Origin of the sequence: Paracoccus sp. (in: a-proteobacteria) (assembly GCF_046462195.1) — a bacterium.
In the GTDB taxonomy this organism is placed as follows: Bacteria; Pseudomonadota; Alphaproteobacteria; order Rhodobacterales; family Rhodobacteraceae; genus Paracoccus.
Window position 1 is genome coordinate 1 of the sequence record NZ_JBKGUN010000144.1, and the last position, 2,667, is coordinate 2,667.

Consider the following 2,667-nt stretch of genomic DNA (forward strand, 5'->3'; position numbering starts at 1 on the left):
GACAGCGCCAGAATGCCTGCGGCCATCAGACCCGCATTCGCCGCACCCGCCGCACCGATGGCCATGGTCGCCACCGGATACCCTTTGGGCATCTGCAGGATGGAATAAAGACTGTCGACCCCCGACAGGGCACGGGTCTGGACCGGAACGCCCACGACAGGAACGCGGGTCTTCGACGCCATCATGCCAGGCAGGTGGGCGGCACCGCCCGCACCTGCGATGATTACCCTGAGGCCCCGACCGACTGCCGACTGGCCATAGTCCCACAAGCGGTCCGGGGTCCGATGGGCGCTGACGATACGGGTTTCATAGCTGATCCCCAACTGGTCCAGAATATCGGCTGCTTCGCGCATCGTGGGCCAGTCAGATTGACTGCCCATGATAATTCCAACCGGTGTGTCCATTGCATGCCCCCGTCATCGTGCTGGCCACCGCATATCGCGCCGTGCAAGTCCCTGCAATCAAGCGATGATGTCGGGCGTCAGCTCGTCTTCCAGCCGCGCGATCTTATCCTTGAGGATCAATTTTTGCTTTTTCAGGCGTTGCAGGGTCAGGGTCGAGGTCAGCTGTTGCCCCTGCAACGCAGCGATTGCCTCATCGAGATCACGATGCTCGCAGCGCAATGCCAGAAGCCGCGCGCGGGCAATCTCATCATGGCTCATCGAGTGCTGCATGTTCATAAGGATTCTGCCTGAAACAGGAAGTTGCTGCCCTGACTATATCGTGACAACCGTCTCCTGTTAACCGCGACCTTTCCGATGCGTCACTTTTTGGTGCCATACAACGCAAGATTGTTGCTATTGGGGAGCACTCACGGCACCGTGAAATGTGACTTTCTGTTGGGATGTGCCATGTCGGGAAAGATTGCCGCCCTTCTTTTGTCATCGCTGACAGCCGCCGTTCCGGTGGGCGTACAGGATACAGGTACCCTGCCCTGCGCGGACTGCAGCACGTCGTTTCAGGCCAGCTGGGCTCATGGCCCAGTGACAACCGGTCAAGGCCATGCAGCTGGCGTTGCTGTGCAGAGCCGCTCTCTTTCCTATGTGTGCCGGCCCGGCGGTCTTGGGATGCTGGTGGTGACAGGGCTTGGCGGTGGCGGGCGCGCCTTGGCCTTCGCAGTCGACGGCCAGATCATCGAAGCCTCCTTTCAAACGCAGGACGGGGTCCATTTCACTGAAGTGAAGCCGGACAGCGCAGTTCTTGAGGGCTTGATGGACGGGCGGCAAGTGCAGGTCGTTGCGGGGCAGATCACCGCGGTGTTTCCCCTTGCCGGCTCGGATACGGCCATACGGCGCGCGATGAAGGAATGTTCTCTGCAGCCGTGAGGCTGCCTGAGGCATCTTGCAAAATCGACTTGCAGCTTCCATCTTTGGATCGAGGAAGGGTTGCCAATCACGGGGCCCTTGCCGCCAGTCGCTTCAAGACAAAGGGCTGACATGACCAAGATTTCGCTGGGGTCTCACCCCTATCTTCTGGGGTTCGATCAACTGGAGCGCCTGGCCGAGCGCGCCGCCAAGGGGGCCGAAGGGTACCCACCCTACAACATCGAGCATTTCGCGCCTGACGGTTTCCGGATCACGCTGGCCGTTGCGGGTTTTTCAGAAAGCGATCTGTCCGTCACGACCGAAGATCGCCAGCTGGTGATCCGGGGAAAGATGCCAACCGCCGATGACAGCCGGGTCTTCCTGCACAGGGGGATCGCTGCTCGTGCCTTTCAACGCAGCTTCGTGCTGGCGGACGGGGTGGAGGTCATCTCGGCTGCGTCCGAGAACGGGCTGCTTCATATCGATCTGCGCCGGTCGGCGCCGCAGCAGGTTGTCAAGACCATTCCGATCAGCCGCACCTAAGGGGATCATCATGGATACCAAATACGATTTCGGCGAGGCCGATACGGCCCGCACTGTCTATATCCGCGAAGTTGCCATCGAGAGCCTGCCCAAGGACGTTCGGGAACAGCTGCCGGATGTGCCCACGATCTATGCCGTGCACGATACCGAGGGTGAGCGACTGGCACTGGTTCAGGATCGCAACTTGGCCTTCAGCCTAGCCCGTCAGAACGAGTTGCAGCCGGTCAGCGTGCACTGACTGCCGGTGCATAACGCATAAATGCGAATGCCTGACCATCTGGCGACCAGCAGGGCACGTTCAGCGTGCCCTGCCCTCCGAAAAGATCCAGCAGCTTGCGCCTTTCCTTTCCATCAGGGCGCATGATCCACAAGGCTACCTCGCGGTCCCGCGGATGTTCGGTGGTTCCCGGCGCGTAAGATAGATAGATCACATGCTGACCGCAGGGCGAGGGATGCGGGAACCAGTTGACCCGCTGATCGCGAAAGACCGGCGCGGCCTCCGATCCATCACTTTTCATCCGCCAGATCTGGGCTTGGCCGGTCTTGTCCGAGTTGAACCAGATGAATGTTCCGCAAGGGGAAAAGTCAGGCCCGTCGCTGTGGGCTGTTCCATGCGTCAGAACAACCTCCGATCCTCCCTGTAGGTCACACGTGGCGATCTGCACCGTCCTGTCGCCGCGTGCGCAGGCATAGGTCAGTTGGTTGCCCTGCGCAGCGTGCCACCAGCTTGGGCGACGCAAGGGCAGGCTGGTTACTGATGTGCCGTCCCATATGTGGATGCCCGCCCCGATCCCGTCATGGCTGGAAAACACGATCCTGC

General features: G+C 60.6%; 6 protein-coding genes. 3 read left to right on the forward strand and 3 right to left on the reverse strand.

The genetic code is table 11. The features are described from left to right. Together purE and ACLHHB_RS09350 are read right to left on the reverse strand one after the other, a co-directional pair. A partial coding sequence (purE, locus tag ACLHHB_RS09345) for a 5-(carboxyamino)imidazole ribonucleotide mutase (protein WP_410218008.1) occupies positions 1–404 on the reverse strand: 404 nt, incomplete at its 3' end. 57 nt (positions 405–461) lie between these two features. Further along, complete coding sequence (locus ACLHHB_RS09350; protein ID WP_410218009.1) at positions 462–680, reverse strand: YdcH family protein; 219 nt, start codon at positions 678–680, stop codon at positions 462–464. Between the two features lie 387 nt (positions 681–1,067). On the opposite strand from ACLHHB_RS09350, the gene ACLHHB_RS09355 reads away from it, so the two are divergent. The 3 genes from ACLHHB_RS09355 (at position 1,068) to ACLHHB_RS09365 (ending at position 2,085) form a co-directional block, all read left to right on the forward strand. Next, on the forward strand, positions 1,068–1,325 hold the full coding sequence (locus ACLHHB_RS09355) for a hypothetical protein (RefSeq protein ID WP_410218010.1): 258 nt from the start codon (positions 1,068–1,070) through the stop codon (positions 1,323–1,325). A gap of 111 nt (positions 1,326–1,436) precedes the next feature. Next, positions 1,437–1,847, forward strand: coding sequence for an Hsp20 family protein (locus ACLHHB_RS09360; RefSeq protein WP_410218011.1), 411 nt, complete (start codon positions 1,437–1,439; stop codon positions 1,845–1,847). Positions 1,848–1,857: 10 nt separating this feature from the next. Further along, positions 1,858–2,085, forward strand: a complete 228-nt coding sequence (locus ACLHHB_RS09365) for a DUF1150 family protein (RefSeq protein WP_410218012.1) — start codon at positions 1,858–1,860, stop codon at positions 2,083–2,085. On the opposite strand, the gene ACLHHB_RS09370 is transcribed toward ACLHHB_RS09365, so the two are convergent. Then, a partial coding sequence (locus tag ACLHHB_RS09370; protein WP_410218013.1) for a TolB family protein occupies positions 2,072–2,667 on the reverse strand: 596 nt, incomplete at its 5' end. The genes ACLHHB_RS09365 and ACLHHB_RS09370 overlap by 14 nt on opposite strands.